The organism is Bacillus sp. PK6-025, assembly GCF_056530265.1.
In genome coordinates this window covers 2536050-2551990 of the sequence record NZ_CP096509.1, presented here as the reverse complement: position 1 = coordinate 2551990, position 15941 = coordinate 2536050, and the positions used below count along the sequence as shown (strand labels likewise).

The window sequence follows — 15941 nt, the reverse complement described above, 5'->3', positions numbered from 1 at the left end:
AGTCCCGATAAATGAGGAGGAGCCTTGAAGAAATTTAGCTCTTCAAGGTTCCTTCACTTTTACTTCCCGTTGACGGTCAGCCCGTCTTTAATCAAGGCATTCACTTTGCTGCTGAACAAAAGGCCGACATGGCTTACGCCTGAGATTTGCACATTGTTTGCACCACCAAGTTTGGAGAGGCTGTTTAAGACGATATAGTCGCTTGTGCTGTAAATCGAAGTGTATGAGATTTTGTCATTCGGAGCGATTCCCTGAGGCGCCGTGTTTGTAACCAGCCGGTTAGCACCCCCAAGGGTAACGACATGTCCGACTTTATCTGCTCCGTCCAGATTTTTAATATAATAGAGCGTATTGGCCCCGCCCATGCTGTGGGCGACAATATCGACTTTTGATGCTCCTGTTTGATTCAGCACATGCTTGATGTATTCGGATAATGTCGGCGCATTAATTTTATTATTTCCTGTTTTATCGATAAAGTTGATGGCGTAAAGCTCACTGCTTGTCCAGCCTTGAGATTGTAAATACGATTTAATGCCGATGAAGTTATAATTGGCTCCGCCGATGCCGTGAACCATGACGACCGGATTGTGGGAAGCGGCGGAAGCTGTTGAAGGCCGGCATGAAAATACGGACACAACAGACAGCATGCAAATCAATAGAATAGATAAAAATGAATGGCGACGCATTGTTTCTCCTCCTAAAAAAGTAATAAGTTCACAACAACGACAATTCTATAAAACGAACATATGAAAACGAAGTGTAAATTTATCTATTTTTTACACTCGGAAAAAGAGCAGTATATGAAACGGTTTTTTGCCGCTGGGCGCGCCGGTATCCTATGGGGCAAGGTGAGTGAAGCTTTTCAGGGAGATGGCAAATCGATTTGTGCTGTTGAATTAGAACTAAGAATTTACTCCCATTCATCTACTGACGTATTAAAATGGTAAATTGGGAGCGGGAAACGGTATAATAAGGAAGCATATCCATTGATTAGTTGCAGAACATTTGTGCCGATGGTCAGGTATAATGTTGAAAGGAGAGGTTAGATTTTGATGAAAACATGGGCATTGAAAACAATGTGCCTGTGCTCTCATGTGCAGTTTTTTTCCGACTGCAAAGCGGTCCGCTGCATATCAACAAAGTGTTGATTGCTTATCAGCGGAAAACGGGATTTTCGTAAAAAAAGACGTTTCGAATGATGACAGACCGGATCAGGATCAAGTCCTGTTTACCAAAGGGGGATGAACATGATTTCAAAAACGCCGGAGCCGCCGTATTACGCAGTGATTTTCACATCGGTCAGAACGAACGGGGATCATGGCTACAAAGAGACGGCTGCGAACATGCTAAAGCTTGCCGCAGCACAGCCAGGCTTTTTAGGAGCAGAAAGCGCAAGGGACATGAACGGAAAAGGAATAACGGTTTCCTATTGGGAAAGCCTTGAGGCGATTGAAAAATGGAAGTTTCACAGCGAACACCGGCAGGCGAAGGAAAAAGGCCGAACAAAATGGTATTCTGACTTTGCAGTGCGGGTTGCAAAAGTTGAAGCCGCAAGGATTTCGGAGCGGCCCGGCCGGCCCCCGTCAGATGGCACCGGCGGGGAGGAAATGCAATGATTCAATTGTTAAATCATAAAGACCCGCACACGGCCCGCTGCATTGTAAATGTTCAAAGGCCGGCTTATGAAAAAGAAGCGGAGATTATTCAATTTCAGGGCATTCCGCAGCTGAATGAAACAGCTTTTGATGTGATGGATTCCCGTGAAACTTTCATCGGCTGGTTTGAGGGAGGAGAATTAGCCGGAATCGCTTCCTTTATACATACAGCCGAAAAGCTGACGATCTGCAGGCTGGCCGTTCATCCCGTCCATTTTCGAAAAGGGATTGCGATGGCATTGCTTCGTTATCTATTGATGGAGAAGGAAGCCGAAGCGTTTGAAGTGACGACGGGAGCGGAGAATGAACCGGCAAAAGCGCTATATCAGAAATTGGGATTTTCCGAGATTGAGCAGTATGAACCTGAAAAAGGAATTGTTCTTTCAAGACTGACGCTGAATGCGCCGAGAAAGGTTAAAGTCGTCTCCTATCAAGAGGAGTGGAAGGGCGAATTTTTCAAAGAAAAAAAGCAGCTTGAAGCGCTTTTCCAGAATGAAGTCTTGCATATTCACCACATTGGAAGCACGTCAATTCCGGGGATGAGCGCCAAGCCTGTCATTGATATCCTGATCGAAGTAAACGATCTCGGCTCCGCAGCCCGCTTCGAAAAGGGGATGAAAATGCTCGGCTATGAATCGAAGGGGGAAAACGGAATTCCGGGGAGAAGGTTCTTTCAAAAAGGAGGACGGAAGCGTACACACCATGTCCATCTGTATGAAAGCGGGCATCCCGATATCAGGCGGCATCTCGCGTTTCGGGATTATTTAATCTCGCATCCGGAGCGGGCCGAAGAATATGCTGCTCTGAAGATGAAGCTGGCGGAGATGTTTCCGCTTGACATGGCAGGCTATGTTGACGGCAAAAACGGCTGGATAAAAGAGACTGAGCACTTGGCTGAACAATGGGAAAAGGGAGGGGAGGACAGGTAAAGCCCCCCTCCTGTTTCAGGCTCTGACACAAGATTCAAACGTTCCTTTGTGGCTTCCGTCACAGTAAGGCATTTTCAGCGATTTTCCGCATCTGCAGAGCAAAAAGCGGGTTTTTCAGGGAACGGGTTTCCTTCCATATCGATCAGTTCGACGTCTCCCGTGACCCGGAAACCGCCGTTGTCCATCACTTTAATCTGCACTTTTTTGGGCATCATTCCACCTCCGAATCCCTTCATATTTATGCCTGACAGTCGGAAACGATGCGCTTTTTCCCGCTCCTGTGGTACAATGTCCGTAAACGAAATAGAGAAGGATGATATCATGCAGCTTGAAATCACTGCACAGGCAAAACAAGCCATTCAACGGGCAACAGAGCCTTATCCTGATAAAAAGATCCAGCTTCGCTATGATTCCGAGGGCTGCGGATGCGCGGTCAGCGGCGTGCCGGTTCTGTGGCTGACGGACGAATTATCGGGAAGTTGCGAGCCCCTTGAGACAAACGGGCTTCCGATTTATATTCAGTCATCGCAAAAAGTCTTTTTTGATGAAGCGATGACCATCGACTATTATGAGAAAGCGGGTGCCTTGATGCTGAAAAGTCCGGCACAGGTGCTTTCTCCCAGAATGAGTATTTTAGTGAAATAGGGTGGCGTTCGATTTGAATCAAAAGGTAAAATCTTTAAAACAAACCGCTCAAAATAAAACATGGGCGTCCTTTTTACATCAAAATCATCCGTATACACTCCTTCATTGGTCAATCGGAGGGACAGAGTCCGTCAAAAAGGATGTCTGGCTTCTTCAGGATGAAATGACTTTTGAAACAAAGGAATTCGATACAATTGAGACGGCCATCTCTTGGATCGGCGATCATATGAGCGACATTACGGATATTTTGTAGCACAAAAGAAGGCGGACGAGACTTATGCTCGTTCGCCTTCTTTACGCCGATTTGTGATCTCTTGAAGAAAGTCCCGCACCGTGTTTTTGTAGCTGGTTCTGTTTTGGGTATAGCTCATCGCGTGCGCACCTTTTTCAGCGATATAAAGCCTTTTCTCCCCCGGCTTCTTCTCGTAAAGCATTTCGCTCGATTCAGGCGGGATATAGTCGTCTTGTTTGCTGTGAATGAACAGCACCGGTTTTTTGATCTTCCCGACGACGGATAAAGGGGAGACATCACCGATGCGGTAGCCGTCCCGCCATCTCAAAAAGAGGCTGGCAAGCGGCAAAATGAAAGCTCCCGGAAGATGAAAATCTTCTTTCAGCCGGTAAACGAGCTGATCCTCAAATGTGGCAAACGGACAGTCGGCCACGTAAAAATCAGCGTCGGCATCGTCCATTCCCGCGTAAAGAAGCGTCGTGACAGCGCCCATCGATTCGCCGTGAATGCCGATCAGCGCGTGTTCGCCGTGTTTTTCCCGAAGCCAATGGACAACCGTTTTCAAATCGTTTTTTTCATAATATCCGTAGCTCGTTGTTTTTCCGCCGCTTGTGCCGTGCCTCCGGTGGTCATATATGACGGCGTTCCAGCCGAGATCAAGAAACAGATTCATATATTTGATCGAATTCAACAGATTCATCGTCACCCCGTGGCAGATAATCACGGTGTTTTTCGTTTTGTGCGGATGGACGTAGTATCCTTTAATATTGTAGCCGTAAGAAGAAGGGAGGTTGATTTCTTCTTTCGGGAGAGCGGCAAAAGCTTTTTCGTCATAATGGCCGTCAGCCGTTTCCCGCTCGATAATGTATTCGTCTGTCCGTTTTTTAATGTACATGATTTGATTCGTAAAATAGATTCCGAGCGCGGCAATAAACAGCAAAACCGCCCCGATAGCAGCCAGCCAAATCAACATCTGATGTATTCTTCCTTTCTTAAATGCTTCTCACTTTATCATACCACACAACGATTGGCATTTGCCGAGAGAGACGGCTCTCCGAGTGACGGCTTGCCTGAACTTTTAGATTCCTGATAAACTATCATCACAAACAGGGAGAACGGAGGACAGGATATGGGAAAGAAAAAACAAGACCCAAATGCCCGGCAGCTGCTGAAAGATGCGCTCGCCGACGATTTGAAAGATAAACTTCAGCAAATGAAGAGCGAATTGAAAGAGGAGGACGAAAAAAGAAAAGAGCGTGAGAAAGAGCGGCTCATCAAGGAAAGACAAGAAAGGGAAAAAAATAAAAGCTTTGAAGAGCTCCTCAACGAAAGCGGAATTGACGACTGGAAGAAGTATAAGTAAGAAAGCCCCGTCTGATCAAGAGACGGGGCTTTCTTATTGCTTTATTCGCGATGTGCAGTGTACACGCCGCGTTTTGTATAAAAGCGGAGTGCTTTGATTTCCTGTTCTGTCAGACCGCGTCCGCCGACAGATTCAACGTTTTCCCGAAGCTGGGAGATTTTGCTCGCTCCGGGGATGACCGCTCCGACAGCCGGCTGGGCGAGAATATACTTCATCGCGGTTTCGGTCGCGGATAAATCAGGCGCCGTTTTTTCAATGTCCGCTTTTGTTTTAACGAGTTCATCGTAGGAATACGATAAATAGCCGTTTTTCTTGATCGCGGCGTTTGCATCTGACAGAGGTTTTTCTGTCAGAATCCCTTTTGCCAAAGGTCCTCTTGCAATCACGCTGATTCCATGTTCTTCAAGGAGAGAAAGCCATTCCTCAGGCCGTCTGTCCAACAAGCTGTATTGCATCATGACCGTGACGATGTTTGATTTTTTGATGTATTCCTTAATGACGTTCGGCCGAATTGAAGAAATGCCGTAATGGCGGATGACGCCTTCCTGTTTTAATTCTTCAAAAGCTTCGATCGTTTCGTCGATATTGTCTTCAATTGTGCCGCCGTGCAGCTGATAAAGATCGATGTAGTCGGTTTGCAGCCGCTTTAAGCTGTGCTTGACGGCTTCTTTTATGTACGCTTTCCGGGGATCCCAGAACCAGCCCGGTTTTCCTTCCTCCCAGCGGTTTCCTGCTTTTGTCGCAAGGATCACGTCTTGGCGCCTTGATTTGATTGCTTCACCGACAATCTCTTCGTTGCGTCCAAAATCGTACAAGTCGGCAGTATCCAAATAATTGATGCCAAACGCCAAAGCTTCATCCAAAATTGACAGTGCGTGCTTTTTGTCTGTTCCGAGAGACATGCAGCCGAGGCCGACTTCACTCACCTGTAAATCGGAATGTCCGAGCGTCCTTTTTTTCATAAGCTTCACTCCTTTTTTTCTTACTTTGAACGTAATACAAAGGAGCGAAGTTTTCAACCCATCGGCATCGGAATCAGAAGTACAGCTCGAAGATGATCACGCTTAGGGCGCAAATCAAACAAACCGCGGCAGGGATGGCCGTAAAAAAAGGCTGCCGCGCCCGGAATAGGTGGGCATGAATGGCGCCTGTCATAAGCAGGGAGAACAACAGCCCCGAGCCGACAGCCAGATGCACATTCCAAATCCCGGCGATCATGCCGAGCGCTCCGACGATTTCAAGAAACCCTGTTACTGGAAGAAACCACAGCGGGTATTGATAATGGCGCCAATGTTCCACTTGAAAAGGAACGTGCATCGCCTTGATTACGCCTCCGATCAGCATAAATGCCGCCAATCCTGCTTTTACGAAAATAAATGCCACCATGTTCACTCCGTTTCTGGATGTTGCGGATTAACGAGCATCCCGTGGATCAAAAGATCCGTGATTTGTTTTGCGAGACTTGAGGGGTCTTTTGATCCGTCAAGCAAATAGATATCGGCAAGGTGCTCAATCATGCCTGTCAGGCATTCGGCAACGGTCTCCATTTCCAGGCCGGACCGGAAGTAGCCAAGCTCCTGCTCTGCTTTCAAGTTTTCTTTCAAGGCCAGTGTTAAATCTTTTTTCATTTTGCATGCTTCCGGGCTGAGAAAAAAACCGATGCGGGTTAAATCCGGGTCCTCTGCCAAAAACCGAAATACAGCCTCTACAGCAGCCGTTACCCGTTTTGATACGTGTTTTTTCTCGATTCCTTCTTCTAAACGAAACGATTCGATCAGATTTTTTAAGTTCGCGTGAAAGCCATTGATCAGCTCGTTATAGATGGCGTCTTTGCTTGGAAAGTATAAGTAGAAAGACGGCTGAGTCAGCCCCGCTCTTTTGACAATCGTACTTACTTTCGTCTCATGGAATCCCCGGTTTGCAAATTCGTTTGCAGCAACTGTGAGCAGCCGCTTCCGGCTTTCTTTACCTTTGCGTCCTTTTTCATTTCCCACATCCATCCGCCTCCAAAATAATACTTTCAAGTAATGTTACTGAAAAGTATTATTTCATGCGATCCTTCTTGATGTCAATCAAAATCATGCGATTTTCTTTTTCAGAAAGCCAGTCTTTCACATAGTGATACATTCGTCCGTATTCCTTCAGCTTGGCGCGGATTTCCCATGCTTTCCCCGACATGACGATGCGGTTGTTCAGCCGGTAGACCTTCATGGCGTGTCCCCCTTCCATGGTGTATGATAAAATGTATGGGATCAAAAGCCAGAGCAGAACTTAGGAGATGATCAAACTGAAGCATTTAGAGGAGAAAACCATAGCTAAAGAAAAACTTTTTTCGGGCAAGGTGATCGATCTTTATCTTGAAGACGTCGAACTGCCGAATGGTAAAACGGGAAAGCGCGAAATCGTGAAGCATCCGGGCGCTGTTGCGGTGCTTGCTTTGACTGATAAAGGAAACATCATTTTGGTGAAGCAGTACAGAAAAGCGCTTGAACGGACGATCGTTGAAATACCGGCAGGCAAGCTTGAAAAAGGAGAGAAACCTGAATATACCGCGCTGCGGGAGCTTGAGGAAGAGACGGGATACACGGCGGCAAAGCTGGAGAAAATCACCGCTTTTTACACATCGCCGGGCTTTGCGGACGAATTGGTGCACCTGTATCTTGCCGAAGAGCTGACACCGCTTGAAGAAAAGCGCGAACTTGATGAAGACGAATTTGTAGAAGTAATGGAGGTGCCGCTTACAGGTGCGCTGAAATTGATGGAAACTCAGGACATCTATGATGCGAAAACGGCTTATGCCGTGCAGTATCTGGAGCTGAGAAAGGCCCTGCAAGCAAAAAATGAAAGAAATATTCGCAGACATGCATATCCATATCGGGCGGACGGAATCAGGCCGGCCCGTTAAGATAACGGCTGCCAGAACGCTTACGCTCGACGAAATTTTGATTGAAGCAAGCGAGCATAAAGGAATGGAACTGATCGGCATTATAGATTGTCATTCACCGGAGGTGCTGGCGGAAATTGAAAAAGGGGTGTCTTCAGGCCGTTATACAGAGCTTGCAGACGGCGGAATCAAATATAAAGATACCGTGCTTCTGTGCGGTTCTGAATTGGAAATCAATGATGACAGATGCCGGGGCCCGATTCATGTGCTGGCATTTATGCCGTCGATCTCCGCAATGAAGCAGTTTTCCGCCTGGCTCTCGGAAAGGGTGACGAATATCCATCTGAGCTCCCAGCGCATCTATGAGACAGGCATCGGCCTTCAGCGGAAGGTGAAAGAGCTCGGCGGCTTGTTCATTCCCGCGCACATTTTTACGCCGCATAAGAGCCTGTATGGCAAAGGAGTCAAATTTTCGCTGCAAGAAGTGCTTGACCCGAAGATGATTGATGCGGTTGAACTCGGGCTGAGCAGCGACACCGATATGGCTTCACACGTATCCGAACTGAATCCCTATGCATTTTTGACCAATTCGGACGCCCATTCTCTTGGGAAAATCGGCAGGGAGTATAATAAGCTACACATTAAACATGCCAGCTTTCAAGAGTTTTCACTTGCTTTAAGAGGACAAGAAGGGCGCTGCATTGCCGCCAATTACGGAATGAATCCGCAGTTGGGCAAATATTTTCAAACCGCTTGTGAAACATGCGGCCGTTTGCAGGAGGCAGGTGAAACGGTGTGTAAAGCGTGCGGAAGCCGAAAGTTTACAAAAGGCGTCAGCACACGTCTAATGGAGCTTTACGATCAGGATAAAAGCCCGGTCAAGCGCCCGCCGTACGTTCACCAGGTTCCGCTGCAGCTGATCCCCGGCATCGGTCCGAAAACGATTCAGAAGCTGAAAGATGCTTTCGGCACTGAGATGAATATCCTTCACCGGGTAAAAGAAGGCGAACTAAAAGAAACCATTCGTCCGCAGACGGCTGATCTCGTGATCAAAGCAAGGAACGGGGATTTAGAGCTGAAAGCCGGAGGCGGCGGAACCTATGGAAAAGTGCAGAGCTGAAGGGGGCTTTGGAAAAAGGGATGGAGTGGAAACTAAAATCGTATGAGGAATTGTCGAAGGAAGAGTTGTACCGCATCATCAAGCTTAGAATAGACGTCTTTATCGTTGAACAAAACTGTCCGTATCATGAGCTTGATCACTTAGATGAGCGGGCACACCATTTATTTCTGAGCCAAGAAGGAGAGATCGCTGCGTATTGCAGGCTGTTCCCGAGCGGTACGGCTTACCCGGAGGCATCAATCGGCCGGGTGATCGTCCGTAAAGAGGACAGGGGAAAGGGATATGCGCAGACGCTTCTTGATCAAGCGCTCCGCTTTTTGGAAGACGAGCGGGGGGAGAAAAGGGTCAAGATCAGCGCCCAGAATCATTTGCGTTCCTTTTACGGCTCCTTCGGATTTAAAGCAATATCAGACGTCTATATGGAGGACGGCATTCCGCATGTGGATATGATCAAAACGGCAGAAACCGTATGACTTGCGTTCAGAACCCCGCCTTTCTATAATAATAAGATAAAAATTTGACAGGAGAGTGGGGAACATGGCCAAAAGCAAGGCAAGGAAAAAGCGTGAGCACATGTTGAGAAACACAGGCAGAGATGCCGCCGCATCAAGAGGCAAGGCGCCTGAATTCAGCACGCACGTCAGAAAAACGAAAAGCAGGCGGGAAGAGCTTGCAAAGCTGCATATGAAACATAAACGAAAGAACCCTTATGATTTGCTTCATGAAGATCATAAGGGTTCTTTTTTTAGAAGATGCGCGAATACATGCATGTGTCCCGATGTTCGCTTAAATCATTCGAAAGGTCATCGCTTTGTAAAACGGCTTCCAGCTGAAAGCCGAGGCGCTCCGCCATTTTTCTGCTTTTCGTGTTCATGCTGTCACAGCATATCTCAAGCCGCTTGGCTTTGATGTATCCCCTCGCGAAATCAATCAGTCCGTTAAGCGCTTCGGTCATGTACCCCTGTCCGGCAAATTCAGAACTGCGCCAATAGCCGATTTCAAACCGTTTCGCTTGCCAGTTTATGCGGTGAAGGCCTGTGCTGCCGACGAATTTCCCCGTTTCTTTATGGAAAATATGCATCCGTAAATCGTTGCGCAAAATAAAATCGGCCTGTGCCTGCCTGACGTTGATTTCTACATGTTCTTCCTCGGGCATTTCCCTTGCAAACGGCATCCACGGCTTAAGATCAGGCAACGATTTTCGAATGGCGTCATGGACGGCCGCGCCGTCGCCTGCCCTTGGCGCTCTGACAAAAAGGCGCGGGGTTTCAAAACTGTCCGGAAAATCGAGCAGTATCGGATTCATCCAGGTTCCCTCCAGATATTCTTTCTATTTTCGATCGTGCCATCTTCCCATCACAATCGTGTTGTTATATGTTCCGTCAGAAAGCCGCTTGTCTTTTTTTAAAATCCCTTCTATTTTAAAGCCATGCTTTTGATACAGGGCAGAAGCCCTCTCATTTGTTTCCGACACGCGCAGGGTCATTTTTTTAATGCCTGCGGCATCAGCCCAAACAATCGATTCGTTTAAAAGGCGTTTTCCAATGCCGTATCCCCAAAATTCTTTCAATACGCATACGCCAAACTCCACTTGATGAGAGAAGCGTTTTAAATCCTGTCCGGCACATCTTGAAAAGCCGACGATCCTGTTTCGAGCGACCGCCACTAAAAACAAGCATCGGTCATGTTCGCTGTCTCTTTTGATCAGCTCTCTAAAACCCGTTTCATCAATAAAACCTTCACCCTTTTCCCTGTCCAAATATTCGGTTTCTCCATCGATCTGTACCCTTACAGCAGATAATTCCTTTGCATCTTGTTGGACAGCTTGCCTGACGATGTAGCTCAGCCCTTTACCATCAAAGCGTTTGTTCATGTGATACTCCAATCATTTTTTATATCCATTAGTCTATCACATTCCTTAGCTCGAATTTGTTTAAAATGACTGAATATAACAAAAAATGGATCGCAAATGGCGTTTCGCGGTCCTTGAGCCGGTTCGGCCGTTACCTTGAGCCCGTGCTTATACATTGCTTTCGGCAGCATAGTCAGCGGTTTTATCTCTAAGGACGCCGGGTGGATGGATGCGCATCAAAAAGATGTATGCGGCAAATGCGAGCAGCACACCTGAAAACCATGAAATATCATAGAGGGGTTTCAGGACCGGCAAGTATGTCCCGATCAAAGACATAAACGCTCCGAGTCCAACTGCGGCAAATGCGCGGTAATTGTAGCCTTTATAGTACGTATACCTCCCGGTTAGAGAGTAGAGATCTTCGATGTGAAGCGTGCGCTTCCGGATGATAAAATAATCGGCAAGCATAACGCCTGCGACCGGCCCCAATATTCCGCCGATTGTGCCGAGAAACGAAAACACGCTCGCTTCATTCTCCATCAGCTTCCATGGGAAAGTGAACAGGGCCAAAACAGCTGTCAAATAGCTGCCTCGCTTAAAATCGATATATTTCGGCAAAAAATTGGCCAGGTCATAGGCCGGCGAGACAATATTCGCTGCAACGTTTACCGAAATGGCGGCGATGCAAAGTGTAATGACCGAAAGCGCGATCACATACGGGTTGTCAAAATGGGCGAGAATATCGACAACATCCCAAATCGGCTCCCCGAAGGCAGCCTGTGAGCCGGAGGTGACGGTAATGCTTGCAAATGCAAACAGAACGAATGTGCCCGGCAAACCGTAAAACTGCCCTCTGATTTGTTCTTTTTGAGAGGCTGCAAACCTCGTAAAATCGGGAATGTTCAAAATGAGTGTCGCCCATATGCCGATAATTCCCGTCACACCGGCAAGAAACGGCCAAATCAATTCGCCGAATGTCTGAAATTTTCCCGGCTGCGAATAAATCGGACCGAGTCCTCCCGCAATATCGACTGCCCACCACACCATTCCGCCAAAGACGAGATAAACGAGCGGGCCGGCCCAGACTTCAAACTTTCTGATCGACTCCATTCCGTGGTGAAGGACAAGCAGATGAATTCCCCAAAAGAAAGCAAATGACAAAAGCCCTGATAAATGCAATCCAAACAAGTTCCAATCGCCGCCAATATCTTTCCAGCCGCTCCACACATTTAAGATCAGGATGTTAAGCGCCATGCTTCCCGCAAACGCTTGAATGCCGAACCACATAATCGCCACAAAACCTCTGAGAAGCGCCGGAATATTAGCCCCGTATATCCCGAAAGAAGCCCTGATTAACACGGGAAAAGGCACGCCGTATTTTGTGCCGGCATGTCCATTCAATGCGAGGGCTGCATAGAGCACGACCGAAGCGACTGCGATAATCCCAAGCACCTGCCACGGAGAAAGCCCGATCGCTATCAGTCCGCCAACCGTTGCGTAAGTCGGGATGTTATGGATGCAGCCCATCCAGATCGATGCGAAATTGACCGCTTTCCATGTGCGTTCCTCAGGCTTTAGAGGCTGCAGGTCGCTGTTTGAGAGTGTACGGTCTGATTGAACTTTTTCATATTGGACAGATTTCATATAATCCCTCCGCTTATTTTTAAGGAAAAATATAACTTATTATTCTGAAAAATTCATTAGATAAACTAAACAAATGTTTCAAGGCGTTTGTTGAGGTTGACTAAACGAGCCGTTTGAAACCGTTATAAAAATATTGATTTTTATGAAACAGTTGTCTATCTCGGTCATAGGATAAAAGACCAGGTTGAAATATTACTCCGCATTGTAATGAAAGCGTTTTCTGATCGGCGGGGAAAAAGGTGAAACTGAAGGGGGTTAACAAATAATGAAGAAAATTTTATTGGTTTGCGCGGCCGGCATGTCAACGAGCCTGCTTGTCAGCAGAATGAAAAAGCATGCCGAGGCGCTGAACGAAGAGGTCGACATCATCGCACTGCCTGTATCCGAAGCCGGGACTGCCGCGTCAAGCGCGGACGTCGTACTGCTGGGGCCGCAAGTCAGGTACCAAAAGTCACAGGTTGAGGCGAGCGCGGGAGACACGCCGGTTCAGGTGATCGACATGCGCGACTACGGCACCATGAACGGCGAAGCTGTGTTGCAAAAAGCGCTGCAGCTGATGAAATAAAAAGGAGGGGAGACAGGGATGAGCGGGTTTATGGAGAAGTTTGAGCGGAACGTGGAACGGTTTTTGGTTCCCGTTGCTGCAAAACTGAACTCACAGCGCCATATATGTGCGATCAGAGATGCTTTTATTCTATCATTTCCGATTATTATGGCAGGGTCGATTATCATTTTATTGAATTTCGCTATTTTATCTCCGGACGGGTTTATCGCCAACATTTTGTTCCTTGAAAAGATATTTCCGAACTTGGCTGATTATCAGTCGGTCTTTACCCCCGTACTGCGGGGATCGCTCGATATTATGTCCATATTTGTTGTGTTTCTCGTCGCACGCAATTTAGCCATCTCAATGAAAGCGGATGAACTGCTTGCCGGATTAACGGCCGTATCCTGTTATTTTATCATTTATTCACCGTACCGCCTGATCGAAAACGAGAGCTTTTTAACGACGAAGTGGCTCGGTGCGCAAGGGCTGTTCGTTGCCTTAATCATCGGGATCCTCGTCGGTGAAGTGTTCAGCAGGCTTTCAAATGCCAAGCGCCTGCAAATTCATATGCCTCCGCAGGTGCCGCCTGCGGTTGCCCGGACATTTAAAGTGCTGTTTCCGATCATCTTCATTACAATTGGTTTTGCGATGTTAAGCTTTGCGCTATTGTCTCTGTCGAAAAACGGTTTGCATGAATTGGTGTATACCGTGCTGCAGGCGCCGTTGAGAGAGATGGGAACGAATATTTTCACTGTTGTTTTCCTTGGAATCGTCGCCAACTTTTTATGGCTGTTCGGCATTCACGGCCCGAATACAATCGCGGCGATCAGAGAAACGATCTTTGCCGAAGCAAACCTTGAAAATCTCGCTTTTGCCGCCAAAACAGGCTCTGCCTGGAACGCTCCGTTTCCTGAAACATGGGCGCTGAATGACGCCTTTGCAAACTACGGGGGATCGGGCATGACGCTGGGGCTTTTGATCGCAATATTCATCGCTTCAAAGCGCCGGGATTATAAAGATATCGGTAAGCTTTCGATCGGGCCGGGGATATTTAACATTAATGAACCTGTTATTTTCGGACTTCCGGTCGTGCTCAATCCGATCTTCATGATTCCCTTTATCATCGTTCCGGCAGTCAACACTGTCATCGGCTACTTGTTCATCAAGTTTCAGCTGATTCCGCCGATCGCATACGCTGTTCCGTGGACAACGCCCGGGCCGTTGATTCCGTTTCTCGGGACAGGAGGAAACTGGCTTGCGCTCGGGGTCGGCTTTCTTTGCCTCGCCATTTCAACAGTGATTTATCTGCCGTTTGTAATGGCTGCCAACAAGACTGTGAATACGGACAGGGAGCATTCTTCGGAAAACAGGGAGGAATCATAACGTGATCAGGGCGCCTTTTACGGGCGCCTGTCTTTTTTTAAAAAAAGTCATGCGGCTCTCTTTTCTCTCATACAATCTATTAAAATCAAAAGCACGTCTGGGAGGAAGATACATGCGGAAGCCCACAATCAAAGAGCTCATCTTTCAACATATGAAGGATCATCTGTCAATCTATTTATTTGTTTCAGTACTGTTTTTAATGGGTGTGATTTTCGGCGCGGTCATCGTCAACAGCATGACGATCGGTCAAAAAGAAGATTTGTTCTACTATTTGAATCGATTTTTTGGACAGCTTTCAGAAGGAAAAGCAGCCAGCTCAAAGGAAATGTTTTTGCAGAGCTTTCTTCATAATATGAAATATTTAGGCTTAATGTGGATTCTCGGGATTTCCATCATCGGCTTGCCCGTCATTTTTATCATGGTCTTCTTAAAAGGGATCGTCGTCGGATTTACAGTCGGCTTTCTCGTCAATCAAATGGGAATCAACGGCTTTTTCCTGTCTTTTGTCTCCGTGCTCCCACAAAATATGCTGCTGATCCCAGCTTACTTGATCATGGGGACTTGCGCCATCGCCTTTTCGATGAGGCTCATCCGCCAGCTTTTTGTCAAACGCAGCCTTGCAGAAGCGCCTGTCCATTGGTTTGGCCGGTACGCTTTTGTGCTCGTCCTGATTCTCGCGATGTCTCTTATATCCTCTTCCTTTGAAGCATATCTTTCGCCGGTGTTGATGGAAAAGCTGACGGAGTACGTCTTGCCGAAACAGCATTAATTTATAATGATTATTAAAAAATATTCATTTTGTTTCTCAATTTATAATGATTATAGTTGGCTCCCTGCGCTTGTTTTGTTATAATAAGCTAGGTAATGCGGCGTAGGAGGGAAAGTCAATGGAAACACGTATTGATCGGATTAAAAAGCAACTGCATTCTTCCAGCTATAAACTCACCCCTCAGCGCGAGGCTACTGTAAGGGTGCTGCTTGAGAATGAGGAAGACCATTTAAGCGCAGAAGATGTATACCTCCTCGTAAAAGAGAAATCTCCTGAGATTGGTCTTGCGACAGTATATCGGACTCTTGAACTGTTAACTGAATTAAAAGTAGTGGATAAAATCAATTTTGGCGACGGTGTGTCAAGATATGACCTCCGTAAAGAAGGTGCCGCACATTTCCATCACCACCTTGTTTGCATGGAATGCGGTTCGGTTGTTGAAATTGAAGAAGATTTGCTTGAAGACGTGGAAGAAATCATTGAAAAGGATTGGAAATTTAAAATAAAAGACCACAGGCTGACGTTCCACGGCATCTGTCATGACTGTCAGCAAAAGGAATCGGAATAGTCTAAACCGGAGAGAACCCTTTCAGCCATGAGCGGGTTCTTTTTTGATTCAGACGTATAAAACTTGTCTCATTTGGCATAAGTTTTAGTAATCGAATCAAAAGAAGGGACCTGAAACCGTATGAAAATGCTGAAAACGGCTGCCGATATGATCAAGGTGTTCGTGCTGTTTACCGGTTTTACCGTCTTGTTTTATTATGCTATGATATGGATAAATTCAGAGTATGAAAACTATCATCGGTATGATAAACCTGAAGGAGCAGCCCTCAAGGTTGCCTCGATGGAAGGGGACGAGCAGGGCAGCTGGTTTAACCGGTTAATCTTTTTTTATTTGAACGGGGAGTAGGATAG

General features: G+C 46.9%; 20 protein-coding genes and 3 pseudogenes. 13 read left to right on the top strand and 10 right to left on the bottom strand.

The window, feature by feature from the left end; translation table 11 throughout:
* Window positions 1-59: 59 nt before the first annotated feature.
* Entirely contained in the window at window positions 60-686 is a 627-nt protein-coding gene (locus M1D67_RS13180; protein ID WP_023855948.1) for an esterase/lipase family protein, read from the bottom strand.
* A 555-nt stretch (window positions 687-1241) separates the two neighbouring features.
* Between M1D67_RS13180 and M1D67_RS13175 the strand changes: the two genes are divergently transcribed.
* Window positions 1242-1616 carry an antibiotic biosynthesis monooxygenase family protein gene (locus M1D67_RS13175; protein ID WP_223254782.1) on the top strand — a complete coding sequence of 125 codons (375 nt, stop codon included), beginning with the start codon at window positions 1242-1244 and terminating at the stop codon, window positions 1614-1616.
* Window positions 1613-2584 (top strand): bifunctional GNAT family N-acetyltransferase/GrpB family protein, encoded by a 972-nt coding sequence (locus M1D67_RS13170; RefSeq protein ID WP_023855945.1) that lies wholly within the window; start codon window positions 1613-1615, stop codon window positions 2582-2584. The genes M1D67_RS13175 and M1D67_RS13170 overlap by 4 nt, the downstream gene beginning before the upstream one ends.
* A 15-nt stretch (window positions 2585-2599) precedes the next feature.
* Here M1D67_RS13170 and M1D67_RS13165 read toward each other — a convergent pair.
* Window positions 2600-2796 (bottom strand): annotated as a pseudogene (locus M1D67_RS13165) (CDGSH iron-sulfur domain-containing protein).
* A gap of 109 nt (window positions 2797-2905) precedes the next feature.
* Between M1D67_RS13165 and M1D67_RS13160 the strand changes: the two are divergent.
* Both M1D67_RS13160 and M1D67_RS13155 read left to right on the top strand, forming a co-directional pair.
* Entirely contained in the window at window positions 2906-3229 is a 324-nt protein-coding gene (locus M1D67_RS13160; RefSeq protein ID WP_020452052.1) for an iron-sulfur cluster biosynthesis family protein, read from the top strand.
* A gap of 13 nt (window positions 3230-3242) precedes the next feature.
* Window positions 3243-3482, top strand: a complete 240-nt coding sequence (locus M1D67_RS13155) for a YqkC family protein (protein WP_003183211.1) — start codon at window positions 3243-3245, stop codon at window positions 3480-3482.
* A gap of 22 nt (window positions 3483-3504) precedes the next feature.
* Here M1D67_RS13155 and M1D67_RS13150 read toward each other — a convergent pair whose 3' ends face one another.
* Window positions 3505-4434, bottom strand: a complete 930-nt coding sequence (locus M1D67_RS13150) for an alpha/beta hydrolase (protein ID WP_023855943.1) — start codon at window positions 4432-4434, stop codon at window positions 3505-3507.
* A gap of 156 nt (window positions 4435-4590) precedes the next feature.
* Here M1D67_RS13150 and M1D67_RS13145 point away from each other — a divergent pair, with 156 nt between their 5' ends.
* Window positions 4591-4824, top strand: coding sequence for a YqkE family protein (locus M1D67_RS13145; RefSeq protein ID WP_023855942.1), 234 nt, complete (start codon window positions 4591-4593; stop codon window positions 4822-4824).
* Window positions 4825-4865: 41 nt separating this feature from the next.
* Here M1D67_RS13145 and M1D67_RS13140 read toward each other — a convergent pair whose 3' ends face one another.
* The 4 genes and pseudogenes from M1D67_RS13140 to mciZ form a co-directional block, all read right to left on the bottom strand.
* Window positions 4866-5786, bottom strand: a complete 921-nt coding sequence (locus M1D67_RS13140; protein ID WP_039072813.1) for an aldo/keto reductase — start codon at window positions 5784-5786, stop codon at window positions 4866-4868.
* Window positions 5787-5859: 73 nt separating this feature from the next.
* Window positions 5860-6207 (bottom strand): DoxX family protein, encoded by a 348-nt coding sequence (locus M1D67_RS13135; protein ID WP_039072836.1) that lies wholly within the window; start codon window positions 6205-6207, stop codon window positions 5860-5862.
* A 5-nt stretch (window positions 6208-6212) separates the two neighbouring features.
* Window positions 6213-6818, bottom strand: a complete 606-nt coding sequence (locus tag M1D67_RS13130; RefSeq protein WP_145645572.1) for a TetR/AcrR family transcriptional regulator — start codon at window positions 6816-6818, stop codon at window positions 6213-6215.
* Between the two features lie 100 nt (window positions 6819-6918).
* A pseudogene (gene mciZ, locus M1D67_RS13125) lies at window positions 6919-7035 on the bottom strand (Z-ring formation inhibitor MciZ); the annotation flags it as partial.
* Between the two features lie 76 nt (window positions 7036-7111).
* Between mciZ and M1D67_RS13120 the strand changes: the two are divergent.
* The 3 genes and pseudogenes from M1D67_RS13120 to M1D67_RS13110 all read left to right on the top strand — a co-directional run.
* Window positions 7112-7663: pseudogene (locus tag M1D67_RS13120) on the top strand (NUDIX hydrolase); the annotation flags it as partial.
* A 1-nt stretch (window position 7664) separates the two neighbouring features.
* A complete protein-coding gene (locus M1D67_RS13115) occupies window positions 7665-8828 on the top strand; it encodes a TIGR00375 family protein (RefSeq protein WP_026579349.1) in 1164 nt (387 codons plus the stop codon).
* A gap of 20 nt (window positions 8829-8848) precedes the next feature.
* On the top strand, window positions 8849-9301 hold the full coding sequence (locus M1D67_RS13110) for a GNAT family N-acetyltransferase (protein ID WP_023855935.1): 453 nt from the start codon (window positions 8849-8851) through the stop codon (window positions 9299-9301).
* A 272-nt stretch (window positions 9302-9573) separates the two neighbouring features.
* Here the strand turns inward: M1D67_RS13110 and M1D67_RS13105 are convergent, their stop codons facing one another.
* The 3 genes from M1D67_RS13105 to M1D67_RS13095 form a co-directional block, all read right to left on the bottom strand.
* Window positions 9574-10134, bottom strand: coding sequence for a GNAT family N-acetyltransferase (locus tag M1D67_RS13105; RefSeq protein ID WP_479831329.1), 561 nt, complete (start codon window positions 10132-10134; stop codon window positions 9574-9576).
* Between the two features lie 24 nt (window positions 10135-10158).
* A complete protein-coding gene (locus M1D67_RS13100; RefSeq protein WP_075213152.1) occupies window positions 10159-10701 on the bottom strand; it encodes a GNAT family N-acetyltransferase in 543 nt (180 codons plus the stop codon).
* 147 nt (window positions 10702-10848) lie between these two features.
* Window positions 10849-12324 (bottom strand): NCS1 family nucleobase:cation symporter-1, encoded by a 1476-nt coding sequence (locus M1D67_RS13095; RefSeq protein ID WP_105980417.1) that lies wholly within the window; start codon window positions 12322-12324, stop codon window positions 10849-10851.
* A 265-nt stretch (window positions 12325-12589) separates the two neighbouring features.
* Between M1D67_RS13095 and M1D67_RS13090 the strand changes: the two genes are divergently transcribed.
* The 5 genes from M1D67_RS13090 to M1D67_RS13070 all read left to right on the top strand — a co-directional run bounded on the left by M1D67_RS13090 (window position 12590) and on the right by M1D67_RS13070 (window position 15936).
* A complete protein-coding gene (locus M1D67_RS13090; protein WP_003183185.1) occupies window positions 12590-12889 on the top strand; it encodes a PTS sugar transporter subunit IIB in 300 nt (99 codons plus the stop codon).
* An 18-nt stretch (window positions 12890-12907) separates the two neighbouring features.
* Window positions 12908-14254 (top strand): PTS sugar transporter subunit IIC, encoded by a 1347-nt coding sequence (locus tag M1D67_RS13085; protein ID WP_023855931.1) that lies wholly within the window; start codon window positions 12908-12910, stop codon window positions 14252-14254.
* Window positions 14255-14366: 112 nt separating this feature from the next.
* Window positions 14367-15023, top strand: a complete 657-nt coding sequence (gene spoIIM / locus M1D67_RS13080; RefSeq protein ID WP_026579353.1) for a stage II sporulation protein M — start codon at window positions 14367-14369, stop codon at window positions 15021-15023.
* A gap of 118 nt (window positions 15024-15141) precedes the next feature.
* The gene (gene fur, locus M1D67_RS13075) at window positions 15142-15591 is read left to right on the top strand and encodes a ferric iron uptake transcriptional regulator (RefSeq protein WP_003183178.1); all 450 of its coding nucleotides are present in this window, start codon (window positions 15142-15144) and stop codon (window positions 15589-15591) included.
* Window positions 15592-15711: 120 nt separating this feature from the next.
* Window positions 15712-15936, top strand: a complete 225-nt coding sequence (locus M1D67_RS13070; protein WP_023855929.1) for a YqzK family protein — start codon at window positions 15712-15714, stop codon at window positions 15934-15936.
* The last annotated feature ends 5 nt before the right edge of the window (window positions 15937-15941 follow it).